This window comes from Sulfuritalea hydrogenivorans sk43H, assembly GCF_000828635.1.
Classification (GTDB): domain Bacteria; phylum Pseudomonadota; class Gammaproteobacteria; order Burkholderiales; family Rhodocyclaceae; genus Sulfuritalea; species Sulfuritalea hydrogenivorans.
This window is the reverse complement of record NZ_AP012547.1, coordinates 1,565,412-1,582,067: the sequence shown is the minus strand read 5'-3', so window position 1 is coordinate 1,582,067 and position 16,656 is coordinate 1,565,412. Positions and strand designations below refer to the sequence as shown.

16 protein-coding genes and 1 pseudogene are annotated in these 16,656 nt (G+C 62.1%); 1 reads left to right on the top strand and 16 read right to left on the bottom strand.

From position 1 onward, the window contains the following. Positions 1–9 precede the first annotated feature (9 nt). A complete protein-coding gene (gene dksA / locus SUTH_RS07675) occupies positions 10–438 on the top strand; it encodes an RNA polymerase-binding protein DksA (RefSeq protein ID WP_041098335.1) in 429 nt (142 codons plus the stop codon). A 147-nt stretch (positions 439–585) separates the two neighbouring features. Here the strand turns inward: dksA and pnp are convergent, their stop codons facing one another. The 16 genes and pseudogenes from pnp to SUTH_RS07595 all read right to left on the bottom strand — a co-directional run bounded on the left by pnp (position 586) and on the right by SUTH_RS07595 (position 16,649). Then, entirely contained in the window at positions 586–2,700 is a 2,115-nt protein-coding gene (gene pnp / locus SUTH_RS07670) for a polyribonucleotide nucleotidyltransferase (protein ID WP_197539695.1), read from the bottom strand. Between the two features lie 141 nt (positions 2,701–2,841). Beyond that, positions 2,842–3,111: a 30S ribosomal protein S15 gene (gene rpsO, locus SUTH_RS07665; protein ID WP_041098333.1), complete on the bottom strand. Its 270-nt coding sequence runs from the start codon at positions 3,109–3,111 to the stop codon at positions 2,842–2,844. A 139-nt stretch (positions 3,112–3,250) separates the two neighbouring features. Further along, positions 3,251–4,180: a tRNA pseudouridine(55) synthase TruB gene (gene truB, locus SUTH_RS07660; protein ID WP_041098332.1), complete on the bottom strand. Its 930-nt coding sequence runs from the start codon at positions 4,178–4,180 to the stop codon at positions 3,251–3,253. Positions 4,181–4,188: 8 nt separating this feature from the next. Continuing rightward, entirely contained in the window at positions 4,189–4,590 is a 402-nt protein-coding gene (gene rbfA / locus SUTH_RS07655; protein ID WP_041098331.1) for a 30S ribosome-binding factor RbfA, read from the bottom strand. Positions 4,591–4,592: 2 nt separating this feature from the next. After that, on the bottom strand, positions 4,593–7,295 hold the full coding sequence (gene infB, locus SUTH_RS07650) for a translation initiation factor IF-2 (RefSeq protein ID WP_041098330.1): 2,703 nt from the start codon (positions 7,293–7,295) through the stop codon (positions 4,593–4,595). Between the two features lie 10 nt (positions 7,296–7,305). Beyond that, positions 7,306–8,787 (bottom strand): transcription termination factor NusA, encoded by a 1,482-nt coding sequence (gene nusA / locus SUTH_RS07645; protein ID WP_041098329.1) that lies wholly within the window; start codon positions 8,785–8,787, stop codon positions 7,306–7,308. A gap of 19 nt (positions 8,788–8,806) precedes the next feature. After that, positions 8,807–9,268, bottom strand: a complete 462-nt coding sequence (rimP, locus tag SUTH_RS07640) for a ribosome maturation factor RimP (RefSeq protein WP_041098328.1) — start codon at positions 9,266–9,268, stop codon at positions 8,807–8,809. Positions 9,269–9,376: 108 nt separating this feature from the next. After that, positions 9,377–10,210 (bottom strand): pseudouridine synthase, encoded by an 834-nt coding sequence (locus SUTH_RS07635; RefSeq protein WP_052473430.1) that lies wholly within the window; start codon positions 10,208–10,210, stop codon positions 9,377–9,379. Between the two features lie 313 nt (positions 10,211–10,523). Then, positions 10,524–11,072 (bottom strand): annotated as a pseudogene (scpB, locus tag SUTH_RS07630) (SMC-Scp complex subunit ScpB); the annotation flags it as partial. Beyond that, the gene (locus SUTH_RS07625) at positions 11,056–11,805 is read right to left on the bottom strand and encodes a segregation and condensation protein A (protein WP_084207544.1); all 750 of its coding nucleotides are present in this window, start codon (positions 11,803–11,805) and stop codon (positions 11,056–11,058) included. The gene SUTH_RS07625 and the pseudogene scpB, both read right to left, overlap by 17 nt. Positions 11,806–11,951: 146 nt before the next feature. After that, complete coding sequence (locus SUTH_RS07620; RefSeq protein ID WP_041098327.1) at positions 11,952–13,154, bottom strand: tryptophan--tRNA ligase; 1,203 nt, start codon at positions 13,152–13,154, stop codon at positions 11,952–11,954. A 1-nt stretch (position 13,155) separates the two neighbouring features. Continuing rightward, the gene (locus SUTH_RS07615; protein ID WP_041098326.1) at positions 13,156–13,800 is read right to left on the bottom strand and encodes a site-2 protease family protein; all 645 of its coding nucleotides are present in this window, start codon (positions 13,798–13,800) and stop codon (positions 13,156–13,158) included. Positions 13,801–13,827: 27 nt separating this feature from the next. Then, positions 13,828–14,454: an L-threonylcarbamoyladenylate synthase gene (locus SUTH_RS07610; protein WP_041098325.1), complete on the bottom strand. Its 627-nt coding sequence runs from the start codon at positions 14,452–14,454 to the stop codon at positions 13,828–13,830. Positions 14,455–14,481: 27 nt separating this feature from the next. Beyond that, the gene (locus SUTH_RS07605) at positions 14,482–15,324 is read right to left on the bottom strand and encodes a 3',5'-nucleoside bisphosphate phosphatase (protein ID WP_041098324.1); all 843 of its coding nucleotides are present in this window, start codon (positions 15,322–15,324) and stop codon (positions 14,482–14,484) included. Next, a complete protein-coding gene (locus SUTH_RS07600) occupies positions 15,321–16,190 on the bottom strand; it encodes an alpha/beta fold hydrolase (RefSeq protein ID WP_041098323.1) in 870 nt (289 codons plus the stop codon). The genes SUTH_RS07605 and SUTH_RS07600 overlap by 4 nt, the downstream gene beginning before the upstream one ends. 27 nt (positions 16,191–16,217) lie before the next feature. Continuing rightward, positions 16,218–16,649 carry a RidA family protein gene (locus tag SUTH_RS07595; RefSeq protein WP_052473429.1) on the bottom strand — a complete coding sequence of 144 codons (432 nt, stop codon included), beginning with the start codon at positions 16,647–16,649 and terminating at the stop codon, positions 16,218–16,220. Positions 16,650–16,656 lie beyond the last annotated feature (7 nt).

Below are 16,656 nucleotides of genomic sequence, written 5' to 3'. Positions count from 1 at the left end.
CATTCCGCGATGGCTGAAGATCTGCTGCACAAGAAGCAATTCCCGCCCTACATCCCGAAAAAGGGCGAGGACTACATGAGCACGAAACAGCTCACTCATTTTCGCGACATCCTGACTTCCCTCAAGGACGAACTGAGCGAGGATATCGAGCGCACGGTGCATACCATGCAGGACGAAGCGACCGTGTTCGCCGATCCGAACGATCGCGCCAGCCAGGAGTCCGATATTGCGCTGGAACTGCGCAACCGTGACCGCGAGCGCAAACTGATCAAGAAGATTGACGAGTCGATTGCCCGCATCGAAGCAGGCGAATATGGCTACTGCGACTCCTGCGGCGTCGAAATCGGCCTGAAGCGCCTTGAAGCACGCCCGACCGCCACCTTGTGCATCGACTGCAAGACCCTCGAAGAGCACCGCGAAAAACAGGTTGGAAAGTAATTCCAGCCTGTTTTCGGTGCAGGCTAACGTAAGCGTAGCGGCCGAAGCCAAAAGCAGGTCGGGAAGTAAGTCCCCGGCAAACGCGAAAACCGCGACAAACAAAAAAGGACGCCGAGACGTCCTTTTTTGCTGCCTGCAAGCGGTCGATTACTCGGCGGTGGCGGCCGGTGCCGGAGTTTCCGCGGCAATGGCTTTCATCGACAAACGAACGCGACCCTTGTCATCCGTCTCGATGACCTTGACCTTCACCAACTGGCCTTCCTTCAGGTAGTCGGCGACGGCATTCACGCGCTCGCTGGCAATCTGCGAAATGTGCAGGAGACCGTCCTTGCCCGGCAGCAGGCTGACGATGGCGCCGAAATCCAGCAGGCGCAGCACCGTGCCTTCATAAATGCGCCCGACTTCAACTTCGGCGGTAATGTCCTCGATACGCTTCTTGGCCACCTGTGCCGCATCGGCATTCACCGAGGAAATGGTGATCGAACCGTCGTCCTCGATATCGATCACGCAGCCGGTTTCTTCGGTCAGCGCACGGATCACCGCGCCGCCCTTGCCGATCACGTCGCGAATCTTCTCCGGATTGATCTTGATGTGGATCATGCGCGGGGCAAAGTTGGAAACTTCCTCGCGATGGCCGGACATCGAAACCCGCATCTTTTCCAGAATGTGCAAACGCGCGTCCTTGGCCTGGGCCAACGCAACCTGCATGATTTCCTTGGTGATGCCCTGAATCTTGATATCCATCTGGAGGGCAGTGATACCGCTCTCGGTGCCCGCAACCTTGAAGTCCATGTCGCCGAGATGATCCTCGTCGCCCAGGATGTCGGTCAGCACCGCAAAGCGAGGGCCGTCCTTGATCAGGCCCATGGCGATGCCCGCCACGTGCGCCTTGAGCGGCACGCCGGCATCCATCAGGGCCAGCGAGCCGCCGCAGACGGAAGCCATCGACGACGAGCCGTTGGACTCGGTGATTTCCGACACGACGCGCATCGAATAGCCGAACTCCTCGGGCGACGGCAGCACGGCCAGCAGCGCGCGCTTGGCCAGGCGGCCGTGGCCGATTTCGCGGCGCTTCGGCGTACCGACGCGGCCGGTCTCGCCGGTGGCATAGGGAGGCATGTTGTAGTGAAGCATGAAGCGATCGCGGTACTCGCCTTGCAGGGCGTCGATGATCTGCTCGTCGCGGCCGGTACCCAGCGTGGCGACAACCAGGGCTTGCGTCTCGCCGCGCGTAAATAGTGCCGATCCGTGGGTGCGCGCCAAAACGCCGTTGCGAATGACGATGGGCCGTACGGTGCGCGTGTCGCGGCCGTCGATACGGGGCTCGCCGTTGAGAATCTGGCTGCGGACAATCTTGGCTTCCAGTTCGAACACGGTGTTGCCGACCAGGTTTGAATCCGGTGCGTTTTCGACGCCCTCGGTCAATGCGGCAATGGTCTTCTTGGTGATTTCACGGGTCTTGATCGTGCGGGCCTGCTTGCTGGTGATGCGATAGGCTTCGCGCAGTTCGGCTTCCGCCAGTTCGGCCACGCGGGCAATCAGCGGCTCGTCCTTGGCCGGCGGCTGCCAGTCCCACTCCGGCTTGCCGGCGACTTCAACCAGTTCGTTGATGGCCTTGATCGCGGCCTGCATCTGGTCATGGCCGAACACCACGGCGCCGAGCATGATCTCTTCGGAAAGCTGCTGGGCCTCGGACTCGACCATCAACACGGCGGCTTCGGTACCGGCAACCACCAGGTCGAGTTGCGTGCTTGCCAATTGGGTCTTGGTCGGGCACAGCACGTACTTGCCGTCGATGTAGCCAACGCGGGCGGCGCCGATCGGGCCGCTGAACGGGATGCCGGAAATCGCCATGGCCGCCGACGCACCGAGCATCGCCGGGATATCCGGATCGATTTCGGGGTTGCATGACATTACGGTGCAAACCACCTGAACTTCGTTGTAGAAGGCATCGGGGAACAGCGGACGCAACGGGCGGTCGATCAAGCGCGAGGTCAGGATTTCCTTCTCCGACGGGCGGCCTTCACGCTTGAAGAAACCTCCGGGAATGCGACCGGCAGCGTAAGACCGCTCCTGATAATCGACGGTCAGCGGGAAAAAATCCTGTCCCGGCTTGGCGTTGCGCGCGCCAACCACCGTCGCCAGCACAACGGTGTCATCCATGGTGACCATGACGGCGCCGCCAGCCTGGCGGGCAATTTCGGCAGTCTCAAGGGTGACCGTGTGGTCACCGTAGGCAAAACTCTTCTTGATAGGATTCAGCACAACAATTCCTTTCGGCAAAAAATAAAAGCCGGCACAGCCATCACGGCTGTACCGGCCTGTTCAGCAAGCCTGGGCAGTAGCTTGAACAAAGCGCATCGCGCGTTGGGAACGACCCGGACCGACGCTTGTTTGAGAAAATTATTTACGCAGACCGAGACGCTCGATCAGCGAACGGTAGCCGTCGACATTCTTGCGCTTGAGGTAATCCAGCATCTTGCGACGCTGGCTGACCATCTTGAGCAGGCCGCGCCGTGAATGATGATCCTTGGTGTGTGCCTTGAAATGACCCGTCAGGTCGTTGATGCGCGCGGTAAGAAGCGCCACCTGAACTTCGGGAGAGCCGGTGTCACCCTGCGCACGCTGGTAGTCAGTGACGATCTTGGCTTTGTCTGTAGTGGAAATTGCCATTATGGTTTCCTTGCTGATCCTGTGATATTGGGCTCTTGGAGAACCGCGGATTATAGCGTTTTGAATACCGTCTAATCAAGCATCGAACGCTAATTATTGACGTCAAGCTGAGTGGTCATAACCAAAGCTGATTCCGCCTTCAGGCGCCTGCAACCAGCCGCAGCGGTTGCAGCCAGCCATCCGCAACCTGCTGACAAACGCCGATGAACCCATGTTCTGCGTCATATACGCGCAGCCGGGTGCCCTCCTCGCCAGCCCAGCGCACTGCCTGGCCATGCCTCAACCTGGCGGCATCGGCTGCATCGAGGCGTGCCTCGGCCAAACTTGCCAGCAGGGAATCGGGGGGCAACAGCAGGGCGTCCCGGGCTTCGGCCGGCAGACCTTCGAGCGTGGCCAGGGAATGCGCCTGGGCGACGTCCAACGCGCCGATGCCGGTACGACGCAAGGCGGCCAGATGTGCTCCGCAACCCAGGCGATCGCCGATGTCGGCGGCCAGGGTTCGCACATAAGTTCCCTTGCTGCAGCGGACTTCGAAAACAAAGCGCCCATCGACCAGATCGTGGTCCGAATCGAGCAGGCGCAATTCATGGATACTGACGCGGCGTGACGTCCGTTCCACTTCGATGCCGGCACGGGCGTATTCGTAGAGCGGCTTGCCGTCGCGCTTCAGCGCCGAATACATCGGCGGCACCTGGTCAATCTCGCCGACGAAATGGGCCATTGCGGCTTTCACATCGGAACGGTCAACTGTTACCGGACGCCGCTCCAGAACCGCGCCTTCGGCATCCGCCGTATCAGTGGTGACGCCAAGCTGAACTGTTGCCACATAGCGCTTGTCGGCATTGAGCAACTCGCCGGAAAACTTGGTCGCTTCGCCGAAGCACAAGGGCAGCAAACCAGTCGCCAATGGATCAAGCGTACCGGTATGTCCGGCCTTTTCTGCGTTGTAAAGACGCCGGGCGGCTTGCAGGGCATGATTCGACGAAAGCCCGAGCGATTTGTCCAGCAGCAGCACGCCATCGAGCCGACGCCGCCTGAGCTTGCCACCTTCGCGATGCGGCGCGTTCATTCGCGCATTCACTCGTCTTGCAGCTTCTTGTCCGATTCCACGGCCGCGTCGATCAGCTTCGAGAGGCGCGCGCCCTCCTGGACGGATGGGTCGAAAACGAAATGCAGCTCGGGAATATGATGAATCCGAATCCGGCGGCCCAGCTCGCGACGCAAAAAACTGGCGGAATGCTTGAGGCCCTGATCGATCATCTCGTTCGATGCCGGATCTGCCAGCGACGTATAGAACACCTTGGCGTGAGCATAGTCGGCAGTGACCTCGACAGCCGTCAGCGTAACCAGCGTCAGCTTCGGCGCGATGCGCAAATCCTTGAGATGAAAGCGCAGCAAATCCGCGAGTTCGCGCCGGATTTGCTCGGAAACGCGGTCAGACCGTGCATAACCGTGACCTGAGCCGCGTTTTGTCGCCATGATCAGCTCAGTTTGCGGGCGACTTCCTGAACCTCGAACACTTCGAGTTGATCGCCTTCGTTGATGTCATTGAAGTTCTTGAGGCTCAAGCCGCACTCAAAACCTTCCTTGACCTCGCGGACGTCATCCTTGAACCGCTTGAGCGAATCCAGTTCGCCCGTATGCACCACTGTATTGTTGCGCAGCACGCGCACCGAAGCGTTGCGCCTGACGATGCCGGACAGCACCATGCAGCCGGCGACCGCGCCGATCCGCGAAATCCGGAAGACCTGGCGAATCTCGACCAGACCGAGAATGACTTCCTTTTTCTCCGGAGCCAGCATGCCGGACAGCGCGGCCTTCACTTCATCGACTGCCGCGTAAATGATGTTGTAGTAGCGAATATCCACGCCAAGACTCTCGGCCGCCCTGCGCGCCCCCACGTCGGCACGGGTGTTGAAGCCAATGACGACCGCCTTGGAGGCAGCTGCCAGATTGACGTCCGATTCGCTGATGCCCCCCACGCCGGCATGAACGATGGTGACCTTGACTTCGCCGGTCGACAGCTTGTTCAGTGACTGTACCAGGGCTTCCTGCGAACCTTGCACGTCCGCCTTGATGATCAGCGGCAGGGTCCTGACTTCGCCTTCGGCCATCTGTTCGAACATGTTTTCGAGCTTCGCGGCCTGCTGCTTCGCCAGCTTGACATCGCGGAACTTGCCCTGGCGGAACAGTGCGATTTCGCGCGCCTTGCGCTCGTCGAGGAGGACCATGCCCTCGTCGCCGGCTGCCGGCACGTCCGTCAGGCCCTGAATTTCCACCGGAATAGCGGGCCCCGCCGACTCGACCGACTTGCCGTTCTCATCCAGCATGGCACGCACGCGGCCGAACACGGCGCCGACCAGCAGCACATCACCGCGACGCAGAGTGCCCGACAGCACCAGGATGGTGGCCACCGGGCCCTTGCCCTTGTCGAGACGCGCTTCGATCACCAGCCCCTTGGCGGGAGCTTCCACCGGTGCCTTGAGTTCCAGCACTTCGGCCTGCAGCAGGACCTGCTCCAGCAATTCATCGATGCCTTGCCCGGTCTTGGCCGAAACCCCGACGAAGGGAGAATCGCCGCCGTATTCTTCCGGCACGACGCCTTCCGCGACCAGTTCCTGCTTGACCCGCTCCGGATTGGCGTCGGGCTTGTCGATCTTGGTGACGGCCACGATCAGGGGCACGTTGGCCGCCTTCGCGTGATGAATCGCCTCCTTGGTTTGCGGCATGACACCGTCGTCGGCCGCAACCACCAGAATGACCAGGTCGGTCGCCTTGGCACCGCGAGCGCGCATCGCCGTGAAAGCCTCGTGGCCCGGCGTGTCGAGGAAAGTGATCATGCCGCGCGGCGTCTCGACGTGGTAGGCGCCGATGTGCTGCGTGATGCCGCCCGCTTCGCCATGGGCGACACGGCTCTTGCGGATGTAGTCGAGCAGCGACGTCTTGCCGTGGTCGACGTGACCCATCACGGTGACCACCGGAGCGCGCGGCAACTGCTCCACATCCTTGTGCTCGCCTTCGTCGGCGAGGAATGCATCGGGATCGTCGAGCTTTGCGGCGAGAGCGATATGCCCCATTTCCTCGACCACGATCATGGCCGTTTCCTGGTCGAGCACCTGGTTGATGGTGACCATCGATCCCATCTTCATCAGGGTCTTGATGACCTCCGTCGCCTTGACGGTCATCTTGTGCGCCAGATCGGCAACGGTGATCGTTTCCGGAACATGGACTTCACGGACAATCGCCTCGACCGGCTGCTGCACCGGCGCCTCTTCGGCGTGGCCGTGGCGTCCATGACGCCCGCCACCCTTGGAGCCGCGCCAACCGGCGGTGCCCGCATCACCGCGAGTCTTGATCGCACGCCGTTTGGCCGCGTCATCCTTCCATGCGTCTTTCTTCGCCGGCTTGGCCTTGCCGTCTTCCGGCTTCGCCGCCGGCTTGTGTATCGTGCCGGATACGCCTGCAGCGGCGGCTGCATCTTTCGCCTTCTTGGCTTCCGCAGCGGCCAATTGCGCCTGCTGCTCGGCAAGCCGGGCTTCGGCCTCGGCTCGCGCCCTTGCTTCGCGTTCGCTCTTTTCCTTGAACTCGGCGGCCTGAATCGCGGAAAGCTTTCCCTGGCGCTGGGTTTCGGCCTCGCGCAATGCGCGCTGTGCCGGATCGATCACGGACTTGGTGGTTGCCACACGCTTGGGCGCAGGGGCAGGGGCAGGGGCTTCGGCCACTGCCTCGATCACCGGTGCGGCGACCTCAACTTCCACTGCGGCAACAACAGGAGGAGGCGCCGCCTCGACAACCGGGACGGGTTCCGGAGTCGCTGCCGGAGCCGGTTCAACCGCAGCGGCTTCGACGGAAGTTTCGGCAGCGGCTTCGGCGGCCAGCTCGCTGGCATCGCGCTTGACGAATACACGCTTCTTGCGAACCTCAACCTGAATCGTGCGCGCCTTGCCGGTGGAATCAGAGGCCCGGATTTCGCTGGTCTGCTTGCGCGTCAGGGTGATCTTGGCCTTGGGCGCCGCCTCTCCATGCGACTTGCGCAGATAGTCGAGCAGCCGCGTCTTGTCCTGCTCGGACAAGGTGTCGTTGGATGCCTGCTTGCTGACGCCGGCCTTGGCCAGTTGCTCCAGCAATGCTGGCGCCGGCATTTTCAGCTCGGTGGCGAATTGGGAAACAGTCATCAAAGCCATGCGGTACCTCTCATTCTTCTTCGGCAAACCAGTGGGCACGCGCAACAGTGATCAGCGCCGTCGCCCGCTCGGCATCGATGCCGGTCATTTCCATCAACTCATCGGTTGCCAGGTCCGCCAGTGCATCACGATCAGTGATGCCATTCTTGGCCAGCTTTGCCGCCAACGGCTTGTCCATGCCCTCCAGTGAGAGCAGGTCATCGGCCACCTTCTCCATCTGCTCTTCATCCACGATGGCTTCGGTCAGCAGCACGTTGCGCGCACGGTCACGGAGTTCCGTCACCGTGGCCTCGTCGAAAGCTTCGATTTCGAGCATTTCCGCGAGAGGAACGTAGGCAATTTCCTCCAGCGTGGAGAAGCCTTCCTCGATCAGGATATTGGCAACCTCCTCGTCCACGTCGAGCTTTTCGATGAACAAGGCACGGATCGAGCTATGTTCCGATTCGGACTTGCTCTGGGACTCTTCAATGGTCATCAGATTGATGGTCCAGCCGGTGAGTTCCGAGGCCAGTCGCACGTTCTGCCCGCCACGGCCGATGGCGATGGCAAGGTTGTCCTCGTCGACCACGACGTCCATTGCGTGCTTCTCTTCGTCGACCACGATGCTCTGCACTTCGGCCGGGGCCAGTGCGCCGATGACGAACTGCGCCGGATCGGCAGACCAGAGGATGATGTCTACACGTTCGCCGGAAAGCTCGTTGGTGACCGCCGTGACGCGCGAACCGCGCATGCCGACGCAAGTGCCGATCGGATCGACGCGCGGATCGTTCGACTTCACCGCGATCTTGGCGCGCATGCCGGCATCGCGCGCGGCGGCCTTGATCTCGAGCAGCCCGTCTTCGATTTCCGGCACTTCCAGTTCGAACAGCTTCATGATGAATTCGGGAGCCGTGCGCGACAGGATCAGTTGCGGGCCTCTTGCCTGGCGATCGATTTTCATCAGCCAGGCACGAACGCGATCGCCGGGGCGCAGGTTTTCCTTGGGGATCATCTGGTCGCGCGGCAACAGGGCTTCGATGCGGCCCGCTTCGATGATGGCGCTGCCGCGCTCCATGCGCTTGACGGTACCGCTGACCAGAAATTCCTTGCGGTCGAGGAAGTCGTTCAGCAACTGCTCGCGCTCGGCATCGCGAATCTTCTGCACGATCACCTGCTTTGCCGCCTGGGCGCCGATGCGGCCGAAATCGACGGGCTCCAGCCCTTCCTCGATATAGTCTTCGAGCGCAATGTCGGAAATCTGCTGCTGCGCGGCGGTCAAGCCGATCTGCTGCTCGGGATTCTCGACGGTGCCGTCGGGAACCACCAGCCAGCGGCGGAAGGCTTCATGTTCGCCAGTCTCGCGATCGATGTCTACGCGCACGTCGGCTTCGTCATTGATACGCTTTTTCGTAGCGGATGCCAGCGCCATTTCAAGGGCGCCAAACACGATGTCCCGCGGAACATTCTTCTCGCGGGCCAGGGCATCGACCAACAGCAGCAATTCACGGCTCATGTGAGTCCTCCAGCAATAATCAGAACTTGGGCACCAGGCGCGCCCGATCGACATTCTCGAGAGCAAACCGCTGCACTGTGTCATTCGTTCGCAGGCACACCATTTCAGCACCCGCCTCTTCCTGCAAGCCCTCCAGCACGCCGCTGAAATTGCGCTGGTTCCCCAGCGGAACACGCAGCTTGAGCTGCACGTCCTGTCCGGCAAAGCGCCGATAATCGGCGGGCTTGACCAGCGGGCGATCGAGTCCGGGAGACGAGACCTCAAGACGGTCATAATCGATGTTTTCGACCATGAACACACGGCTGAGCTGATTGCTCACCGCGGCACAATCCTCGACGCTGATGCCGCTCTTTTCCGTTTGCGCGCCTTCCGGCCTGTCGATGAAGACGCGCAGCAGCCGGGCACGCGGACTGGTCTCGAATTCGACCAGTTCGTATCCCAAGCCAGTTACAGTCGTCTCAATCAAATCAAGCAGTTGCATGAAAGCTCACAAACACATCGCACAAATAGAAAATGGGCCAAAAAGCCCATTCCTTCTCTCTCCCGAGAACACGGTGCCAACTAAAGCCGAAAGATTATAGCAGAGGCATCATTTCTCTGCCAAATCAATTCGATTGCCGCCGGTTTCGCCTTCGTCGTCAAAGTCGTCACCGACATGAGTATCGGCAAAAGGCCCGTATCCCGCCGGGAATCGGCTCTTCTGTTCCGGCGGCAGCAATTTCAGCAGTTCCTGTACCTCGCCGGGCTCCAGATCGCGGCACTGGCCCCGCTTGAGACGCGGCGACAAATGCACGGGGCCGTAACGCACGCGCATCAGACGACTGACCATCAGGCCGACGGCTTCGAACATGCGCCGCACCTCGCGATTGCGTCCTTCGGACAGAACCACGCGATACCAGTGGTTGGCGCCTTCACCGCCGCCGTCCAGGATGAGACTGAAGCTGGCCAGACCGTCCTCCAGTTCGACGCCCTTGCGCAGGCGTTCGAGCATTTCGGGCGTCGCCTCGCCGAGGACGCGCACCGCGTATTCGCGTTCGATTTCGTAGCGCGGATGCATCATGCGATTGGCCAGGCTGCCGTCGTTGGTAAACAGCAGCAGGCCGCAGGAGTTGAAATCCAGCCGGCCGATGGAAATCCAGCGCCCGCTCTTCAGTCGCGGCAGTTTGGCAAAAACGCTGGGGCGGCCTTCCGGATCGTCCTTGGAAACGATCTCGCCTTCAGGCTTGTGATAGACCAGCACGCGCGGAGCGCGCAAACCGAATTTGAGCTGCACCAGCTTGCCGTTGAGGCGAATCTTGTCTTCCGGCCCGACGCGCTGGCCTACGTGCGCCGGCATGCCGTTGACGCTGACACGTCCGGCGATGATCCACTCTTCAAGTTCGCGCCGCGAGCCATAGCCCGCGTCGGCCAGCGCCTTGTGCAACTTCGGCGGATCGATGAAGACCGGCTCGTTGCGCCGCTTTGCGTGGGCCGGCAGAGACGATCCGCCTCGGACGCGCGGCGCCTCGCTTTGCGCCCGTGCCGGGCCTTGCGGCGGCCGGAAAGGACTAGGCTTGCGCGTCTGGCGCTGCGGCGGGCCGCTCCGTTTCCCGCTCGGGGAGGGTGAGCTGCCCGTCGCTGGAGGGCTCTGCTGACCACTGCGCTGGCTGCTGCCCTGTCGCTTGTCCTGATCCTGCGTGCTCGGCGCCCGATTTTTCGGCTTCCGACTCCCGGACCGGGGAGGTTTCGTGGATTGCGGATTGTCCAAGGTCCATCACCCTTTCAATTTCAGTCAGTGGCGGCAGTTCGGTGAGGCTGCGCAAACCCAGGTCGTCGAGAAACCTTCTTGTCGTCGCATACAGCGCCGGTCTCCCCGGTGCGTCGCGATGTCCCACGGCGTCAATCCAGCCACGCCCTTCCAGCGTCTTCAGAATATTCGGCGACACCGCCACGCCGCGAACATCTTCGATGTCGCCGCGCGTGACCGGCTGGCGATAGGCGATGATCGCCAGCGTCTCCATCACCGCGCGCGAATACTTCGGCGGCTTGTCGTTCTTCAGGCGATCGATGTAGGACTGGTATTCCGGGCGGGTCTGGAAGCGCCAGCCGGAGGCCAGCTGCACCAGTTCGGCGCCGCGATTCGCCCAGTCGCGGCGCAGGTCATCGAGCAGTGTACGCCAGGTATCGTCGTCGAACTCCTGGTCGAAGAGCTTTTTCAGTTCGGCCAGCGGCAATGGCTCGCTGGCCACCAGCAGCGCGGTTTCCAGCACACGCTTGTAATCCTCGGGTTTATACAGTGGCAGCATCGGGCAGCTTCACGTAAATGGGCGCCATGGCCTCGTTCTGGACAATCTCGATCAGCGATTCGCGCGCCAGCTCGAGCAGGGCAAGAAAACTCACCACCAGGCCCTGGGCGCCCAGGGTCAGGTCGAACAACTGGTCGAACACCACATACCCTCCTCCCTGCAGGCGCCGCAGGATGATGCTCATGTGCTCGCGCACGGACAGTTCCTCGCGATGGATCTTGTGGTGCTGGTGCACCCTCGCCTGCTTCATGAGCGACAGCCAGGCGACTTGCAGGTCGTGCAAGCTTACCTCGGGTTGGCGCTCGGCGACCTTGTCGGCGATCCATACCGTGATCCACTCGTAATCGCGCCCCGCCTGCGGCATTTCATCGAGTTTCGCCGCCGACGCCTTCATCCGTTCGTATTCGATCAGACGCCGCACCAGCTCGGCGCGCGGGTCTTCGGGCTCGCCGTTCTCGGCCTTGGGCGGGCGCGGCAGCAGCATGCGCGACTTGATCTCGATCAGCATGGCCGCCATCAGCAGGTATTCGGCCGCGAGTTCGAGGTTGCCCTTGCGCATCGCCTCGACATACACCAGATACTGCGCCGTAAGCGGCGCCATCGGGATGTCGAGCACGTTGATGTTGGCGCGGCGGATCAGGTACAGCAGCAGGTCGAGCGGGCCTTCGAAGGAATCGAGGATGATCTCCAGCGCATCCGGCGGAATGTAGAGATCGCGCGGCATCTCGGCCATGAACTCGCCATACACCTTGGGCCGATGCTCTGCCGCTGCGCCGGCTTCAAGAGTCGGCGCTGTCTCGCTCTGCGTACCTGGGATTCCGCTTCGCGGGCAGGTAACGGCGACCTGGGCGCCAGAATGATCCGGAATCGCGTTCTCGATCACGAGTAGTCGAGCCCTATCGCTTCGCGCACGTCGCGCATGGTTTCCTGGGCGAGCTTCCTCGCCTTTTCGCAGCCGTCGGCAATGATGTTCTTCACCAGTTGCGGGTCTTCCTCGTACATCCTGGCCCGCTCGCGCATCGGTTCCTGTTCCCGCAGCACGCCTTCGATCACCGGTTGCTTGCACTCGATGCAGCCGATTCCGGCCGAGCGGCAACCCGTCTGCACCCAGCCCTTGACCTCTTCGCTGGAATAGATCAGATGGAATTGCCACACCGGGCACTTTTCGGGATCGCCCGGATCCGTGCGCCGCACGCGTTGCGGATCGGTCTGCATGGTGCGGATTTTCTTGCTGACGGCGTCGGCGTCTTCGCGCAGCGTGATGGTGTTGCCGTAGGACTTGGACATTTTCTGCCCATCGAGTCCCGGCATGCGCGAGGCATGGGTCAGCAGCGCATCGGGTTCCACCAGAATCATCTTGCGCGTGCCTTCGAGCCAGCCGAACAGTCGCTCGCGATCGCCCAGCGAAAGGCTCTGCGCCTCGTTCAGCAACTCGTGGGCCTGCTCCAGCGCCTCGTCTTCGCCCTTTTCCTGGTAGCGGGTGCGCAACTCGTCGTAGAGTTTGGCGCGCTTGTTGCCGAGCTTCTTGACCGCCTCGCGGGCCTTGTCCTCGAAGCCCGGCTCGCGGCCGTACAGGTGGTTGAAACGGCGCGCGATCTCGCGCGTGAACTCGATGTGCGGCACCTGGTCGTCGCCCACCGGCACCTTGTTGGCGCGATAGATCAGGATATCCGCGGCCTGCAGCAGCGGATAGCCGAGAAAACCGTAGGTCGTCAGATCCTTGTGGGTCAGCTTCTCCTGCTGGTCCTTGTAGGTCGGCACGCGCTCCAGCCAGCCCAGCGGCGTCATCATCGACAGCAGCAGGTGCAGCTCGGCATGCTCCGGCACCTTGGACTGGATGAAGATGGTCGCCTGCGAGGGATCGACCCCGGCCGCCAGCCAGTCGATGATCATGTCGTTGGCGTTGTCGGTGATCGTACCCGGCTCGTCGTAGGCGGTGGTCAGCGCGTGCCAGTCGGCAACGAAGAACAGGCAGGGATACTCGTGCTGGAGCTTGATCCAGTTGGCCAGCACGCCGTGATAGTGGCCGAGGTGGAGCCGCCCGGTGGGGCGCATGCCGGAAAGAACTTTTTCTGCGTACATTTCAAAAACCAAAAAGGGTTCGGATCAGGGAATTGAACAGCCACAACAAGGGTCGCAGGATTGTATCCAGTACCCCCAAAAACAGCAGTGCCAGCAAAATGGGGAAACCCCAGCGTTCCAACTGCGAAAATTTCCAGGCCGCACGATGGGGCAACAGGCTTGTCACGATGCGCCCACCATCCAGCGGCGGCAGGGGCAGCAAGTTCAGCACCATCAGGACGCCGTTGATGCGAACCCCTACCAGCGCCATTTCCCGCAAAGCTTCCGCATAAGCAAATTCGGGACTGCCGATCGCAAACTTCAAAACCAGTGCCCATCCCAGCGCCATGGCCAAATTCGCCCCGGGGCCGGCCGCGGCCACCCAGAGCATGTCCTGCTTGGGACGCCGCAGGTTGCCGAAATTCACCGGCACCGGCTTGGCCCAGCCGAACAGCAGGCCTCCCGCCGAAATCAGCAATATCAGCGCGGGAACGAGCAGAGTCCCCACCAAATCAACATGCCGCAGCGGATTCAGGCTGATGCGTCCCATCTGCCACGCTGTCGGATCGCCGAAATGCCGCGCCGCGTAGCCATGCGCCGCCTCATGCAGCGTGATGGCGAAAATGATCGGCAGGGCGGAAATCGCCAGCGTCTGGATAAAATTCATGGGAGGCGCTGATTTTAACAGACCGGATCATGCCAGCCCGAAAGGCTCCAGCGGTCCGTGACCGGCACGCACCAGTTCCGGCTGCGCGCCCGTCAGGTTGATCACCGTCGTCATCTCCATGCCGCAACCGCCGGCATCGATCACCAGGTCGAGCAGCTTTTCCAAGTGCTGGCGTATCTCGTCGGCATCCGCCAGCGGCGCCTCGGCGCCCGGCAGAATCAGCGTCGATGTCAGCAGGGGTTCGTCCAGCTCTTCCAACAGCGCCAGCGCCAGGGGATGATCGGGCACGCGCAGGCCGATGGTCTTGCGCTTGGGATGCAGCAGGCGGCGCGGCAACTCCTTGGTGCCTTCGAGGATGAAGGTATAGCTGCCCGGCGTGGTGGCCTTCAACAGGCGATACTGGGCGTTGTCCACCCGGGCGTAGGTGGCGATCTCGGAAAGGTCGCGGCACATCAGCGTGAAATGATGCCGCTCATCGACGCCGCGGATGCTGCGGATGCGGTCCAGCAAGGGCGCATAGCCCGCCACGCCGGCCAGCGAATAAGCGGCATCGGTGGGCAGCGCGATCAGGCCGCCACTCCTGGCAATTTCCGCCGCCTGCTTGATCAGGCGCGGTTGCGGATGTTCGGGATGAATGTGGAATAGCTGTGCCATGGAGTATGCGTACCGGGCGAGGAGCGTTCAGGCCAGTTGAGACCAGACGGGCGTCAGATCCTCGGGCAAATCGGGCAGCTTGCCCAGGTCGATCCAGCTTTCGCCCGGCCCGTGGAAATCCGAGCCGCGCGACGCGAGAAAGCCGAACTGCCGCGCGATGTGGGCGAACTCGCGCACCTCGTCATCCTTGTTGGAACCCGACAGCACTTCGATGCCGCGCCCGCCGAGATCCTTGAACGCGCTGAACAATTCGTTGCGCTCGGACTTCGACAGCCGGTAGCGGCCCGGATGGGCGATGACCGCCGTACCGCCAGCGCCGACTATCCAGCGCAACGCATCCTCCAGCGTCGCCCAGGAATGCTCGACGTAGCCGGGCTTGCCCTTGGCCAGCCAGTAGTCGAACACCGACTTGACGTCCTTGGCATGCCCCTGCTCGGCAATGTAGCGGGCGAAATGCGAACGGCTGACCAGCGCCGGATTGCCGGCATGGCGCAGCGCACCCTCGTAGGCGCCATGGATGCCGACCTTGTCCAGTTCGGCGGCCATGCGCCCGGCACGCGCATCGCGGCCGCTCCTGACCCGCTGCAATCCCTCGTTCAGAGCGGCGTTGGCCGGATCGATACCGAGTCCCACGATATGTACCGTCTGGTCGTCACCCCAGGAAATCGAGACTTCGACACCGTCGACAAAGCGCAGGCCGATTTCGTCGGCCATCGCACGCGCCTCGGCCAGTCCGCCCAGTTCATCGTGGTCGGTCAGTGCCAGCAGCTCGACGCCATTGTCCTTGGCACGCTGCACCAGTTCGGCCGGCGTGAGCAGCCCGTCGGAGACTGTCGAATGACAGTGCAGATCGGCATTGAGCGCCTTCATGGGATAAAAAACTCCTCGATCAGGCGCGCCACTTGTTGCGGCTGGTCATGATGCAGATTGTGTCCGCACTCTTGCAAAGTCACCTCGCGCACGTCGCGGAAACAAGCGATCCGGCTGCGGTAATCCGCCGAATCGACGGCGAACAACTGCTTGAAGATGAAGGAGTCAGCCGCAGTGACCCAAAGCACCGGGGCCGTCACCTGGCGCCAGATCGCCATCGCCTCTTCGACACGGTAAATGATCGGATTGACCCAGCGATGGAAGGGGTCGGCCGCCAGATGGATGCCGCCCGCGCCGTCGTCTTCGCCCATGTGCCCGGCGAGAAATTGCGCCTTCGCGTCAGACAGGCGCGGATTTTCCTTCTGCAGCCGCGCGGCGAATGCCTCCCGGTCGGGATAGGAGCGGAAACTCGGCGTATCCCGCAATTGATCAAGCCAGTTCGCATAGCGCTCCGGCGCCTCTTCCGAGGCGTAGCGGCGCAGGCCCAGCCCCTCCAGATTCACCACGCCGGCAACGCGCGCGGGACGAATCCCGGCATAGATGCAGGCCGCATTGCCCCCCATGCTGTGCCCCACCAGGCGCACCGGCGACTGCGGCGAATAGTGGTCGAGCAAGGCGTCGAGGTCGGCAATGTAGTCGGGAAACCAGTACACATCGTCATTCCACTCCGACAAGCCGAAGCCGCGCCAATCGGGCGCAAGCACGCGCCAGTCGCGTTCCAGTGCATCGACGACGAATTGAAAGGAAGCCGATACGTCGCACCAGCCATGCAGCAGCACCAGCAGCGGCGCCGACTCCGCACCCCACATGCGCACGTGGAGGCGCCGGCCGCGCACCTGGACGAACTCGGATTCACACGTTTTCATGCCGCCATTTTACCGCCGGCAGCCACCTCAGTCCGGAATGACCGCGGTGGCCTCGATCTCGACACGTGCAGCATCCTCGATCAGGCCGCAGACCTGCACCGCGGTCATCGCCGGGAAATTGCGCCCGATCACCTCGCGATAGACCTCGCCGAGCTTCGGAAACGCGGCGACATACTCGCGCTTGTCCACCACATACCAGGTCATGCGCACCAGATGCTCCGGCTTGCCGCCGGCCTCGGCGAGGATGGCCACGATGTTCTGCAGCGCCTGCCGCGCCTGCAACACCAGGTCGCTGCTGTGGAACAGACACTGGCCGTCCCATCCCACCTGCCCGCTGATGAGCACCACGCGGCCACGGGCGGCTATGCCGTTCGAGTAGCCCCTGGGCGCCGTCCAATCGGCCGGCTGCAGCACCTGTCGGTCCGGCGTGCCGCCGACTTCGCGATGATTCTTTTTCAATTGGCCT

Excerpts from the sequence above, each read along its gene's own strand:
- rbfA (WP_041098331.1), bottom strand. The coding sequence starts at position 4,590 with ATGGCGACAAAACGCGGCTCAGGTCACGGTTATGCACGGTCTGACCGC.
- infB (WP_041098330.1), bottom strand. The coding sequence starts at position 7,295 with ATGGCTTTGATGACTGTTTCCCAATTCGCCACCGAGCTGAAAATGCCG.
- rpsO (WP_041098333.1), bottom strand. The coding sequence starts at position 3,111 with ATGGCAATTTCCACTACAGACAAAGCCAAGATCGTCACTGACTACCAG.
- SUTH_RS07625 (WP_084207544.1), bottom strand. The coding sequence starts at position 11,805 with ATGGCCGAGATGCCGCGCGATCTCTACATTCCGCCGGATGCGCTGGAG.
- nusA (WP_041098329.1), bottom strand. The coding sequence starts at position 8,787 with ATGAGCCGTGAATTGCTGCTGTTGGTCGATGCCCTGGCCCGCGAGAAG.
- SUTH_RS07610 (WP_041098325.1), bottom strand. The coding sequence starts at position 14,454 with ATGGCACAGCTATTCCACATTCATCCCGAACATCCGCAACCGCGCCTG.
- truB (WP_041098332.1), bottom strand. The coding sequence starts at position 4,180 with ATGAACGCGCCGCATCGCGAAGGTGGCAAGCTCAGGCGGCGTCGGCTC.
- rimP (WP_041098328.1), bottom strand. The coding sequence starts at position 9,268 with ATGCAACTGCTTGATTTGATTGAGACGACTGTAACTGGCTTGGGATAC.
- SUTH_RS07615 (WP_041098326.1), bottom strand. The coding sequence starts at position 13,800 with ATGAATTTTATCCAGACGCTGGCGATTTCCGCCCTGCCGATCATTTTC.
- SUTH_RS07600 (WP_041098323.1), bottom strand. The coding sequence starts at position 16,190 with ATGAAAACGTGTGAATCCGAGTTCGTCCAGGTGCGCGGCCGGCGCCTC.
- SUTH_RS07620 (WP_041098327.1), bottom strand. The coding sequence starts at position 13,154 with ATGTACGCAGAAAAAGTTCTTTCCGGCATGCGCCCCACCGGGCGGCTC.
- SUTH_RS07605 (WP_041098324.1), bottom strand. The coding sequence starts at position 15,324 with ATGAAGGCGCTCAATGCCGATCTGCACTGTCATTCGACAGTCTCCGAC.
- dksA (WP_041098335.1), top strand. The coding sequence starts at position 10 with ATGGCTGAAGATCTGCTGCACAAGAAGCAATTCCCGCCCTACATCCCG.